This is a genomic window from Aquitalea pelogenes (assembly GCF_001515305.1).
In the GTDB taxonomy this organism is placed as follows: Bacteria; Pseudomonadota; Gammaproteobacteria; order Burkholderiales; family Chromobacteriaceae; genus Aquitalea; species Aquitalea pelogenes.
This window is the reverse complement of record NZ_LNQV01000103.1, coordinates 1-1,972: the sequence shown is the minus strand read 5'-3', so window position 1 is coordinate 1,972 and position 1,972 is coordinate 1. Positions and strand designations below refer to the sequence as shown.

The window sequence follows — 1,972 nt, the reverse complement described above, 5'->3', positions numbered from 1 at the left end:
GGGCTGGCAAAGCCCAGCCCTTCGCGCTGTGACATTACCGCCATGCCATGATCGCCCAGCGTGCCGGACAGCAGGATCACATCGCCGGGACGGGCCTGGTCGCCGGACAGGTTCACCCCGTCGGCCACCACGCCCACGCCAGTGGTGGAAATGAACACGCCATCGCCCTTGCCGCGTTCCACCACCTTGGTGTCGCCGGTGACAATGGCCGCCCCGGCTTCGCGTGCGGCGGCAGCCATGGAACGCACGATGCGTGCCAGATCAGCCAGCGGCAGGCCTTCTTCCAGAATGAAACCGGCGGACAGATACAGCGGCGTGGCACCGCCCATGGCCAGGTCGTTCACTGTGCCATGTACCGCCAGGCTGCCGATGTCGCCACCGGGAAAGAACAAGGGCGAGATGACATGGCTGTCGGTGGCAATGGCGATGCGTCCGCCCGGTGGCGGCAGGATGGCCTGGTCATTACCCTGCGCCAGCCAGTCGTTGGCAAATTCGGCGGCAAACAGCTCGCTCACCAGCTGGGCCATGGCACGACCACCGCTGCCGTGGGTAAGGTTGACCAGACCGTGCTTGAGGTCGAGCGGACGGGTGTAGGGCTTGCTCATGCCGTGGCTCCCTGTACGAAACGGCCATAGTGGTAATGGGCGGCACAGGCCCCTTCGCTGGACACCATGCAGGAGCCCAGCGGGTTGTCCGGGGTGCAGACAATGCCGAATACCTTGCAGTCCTGCGGCTGCTTCTGGCCACGCAGGATGGCACCGCACTCACAGGCCTTGTGGTCCGGCACGTGACGATACGGCAGGGCAAAGCGCAACTCGGCGTCAAATTCGGCAAAGTCGGGGTGAATGGCCAGCGCGGAGTGCGGCACCTGGCCCAGGCCGCGCCATTCAAAGCTGTCGCGCAGCACCATGGTTTGCGCCACCCGCTCGCGGGCTTTCTGATTGCCTTCATGGGTGACGGCACGGGTGAACTGGGTTTCCACCTCGGTGCGGCCCTGGTTGATCTGCTCCACCAGCATGGCCACCGCCTGCAGCACGTCCAGCGGTTCGAAACCGGCAATCACCACCGGCTTGGCAAACTCCTCGGCCACCGCAGCATAGGGTGCGCTGCCAATCACGGTGCTGACGTGGGAGGGGCCGATAAAGCCGTCCAGCTGCACCGCATCGCCTGCGGCCAGCAGATGGCGCATGGCGGGCGGGGTGAGCACGTGGTTGCAGAACACGCTGAAATTGGCCAGCTGTTCCTGCCGCGCCTGCAATAGCGCCAGTGCGGTGGGCGGGGTGGTGGTTTCAAAGCCGATGGCAAAGAACACCACCTGCTTGTGCGGGTTGTCGCGGGCAATCTGCAAGGCGTCATTGGTGGAGTACACCATGCGCACGTCAGCGCCCTTGGCACGCGCCTGGTACAGGCTCATCTTGTTTGATGCCGGTACGCGCAGGGTGTCGCCATAGCTGCACAGGATGACATCCGGACGCAGCGCCAGCTCGATGGCGGAATCCACCCGGCCGATGGGCAGCACGCACACCGGACAGCCGGGTCCGTGGATCAGCCTGATATTGTCCGGCAGCAAGCCGGTGAGTCCGTAGCGGGCAATGGCGTGGGTGTGGCCGCCGCAGAACTCCATCAGCCGGTATTCACGTGCCGGGTCCACCAGACGGCTGATTTGCGCAGCCATGCCACGGGCAACATCGCCACGGCGGAATTCGTCTACATATTTCATGCCTGCTCCCCCGCTGCCAATTGATCCATCAAGGCCAGGGTGCGGGCGGCTTCTTCCGGGTCCAGTTTGCCGATGGCGTAACCGACATGCAGGATGACGTAATCGCCTTCCTGCGGGCTGTCGATCAGGGCGACCGATACTTCACGGCTGACACACCCAGTACATGGCGCAGGGCGGCATGCAGCAGGTGAGTGGCAGAGTGGTTACGCGCGGTGGCGGCACGCTTGTGCAGGTCGATGGTGGCGGTGACGC

Annotated in this window: 3 protein-coding genes; all 3 read right to left on the bottom strand. The window is 64.6% G+C overall.

The features are described 5' to 3' along the window. On the bottom strand, nt 1-605 hold a 605-nt coding region (gene hypE / locus AWT75_RS20330), incomplete at its 3' end, for a hydrogenase expression/formation protein HypE (protein WP_082696244.1). After that, nucleotides 602-1,720: a hydrogenase formation protein HypD gene (hypD, locus tag AWT75_RS20325; protein WP_062791566.1), complete on the bottom strand. Its 1,119-nt coding sequence runs from the start codon at nt 1,718-1,720 to the stop codon at nt 602-604. The genes hypD and hypE, both read right to left, overlap by 4 nt. Beyond that, nucleotides 1,717-1,815 carry a HypC/HybG/HupF family hydrogenase formation chaperone gene (locus AWT75_RS21105; protein WP_239689690.1) on the bottom strand — a complete coding sequence of 33 codons (99 nt, stop codon included), beginning with the start codon at nt 1,813-1,815 and terminating at the stop codon, nt 1,717-1,719. Before AWT75_RS21105 ends, hypD begins: the two co-directional genes overlap by 4 nt. Nucleotides 1,816-1,972 lie beyond the last annotated feature (157 nt).

Excerpts from the sequence above, each read along its gene's own strand:
- hypD (WP_062791566.1), bottom strand. The coding sequence starts at position 1,720 with ATGAAATATGTAGACGAATTCCGCCGTGGCGATGTTGCCCGTGGCATG.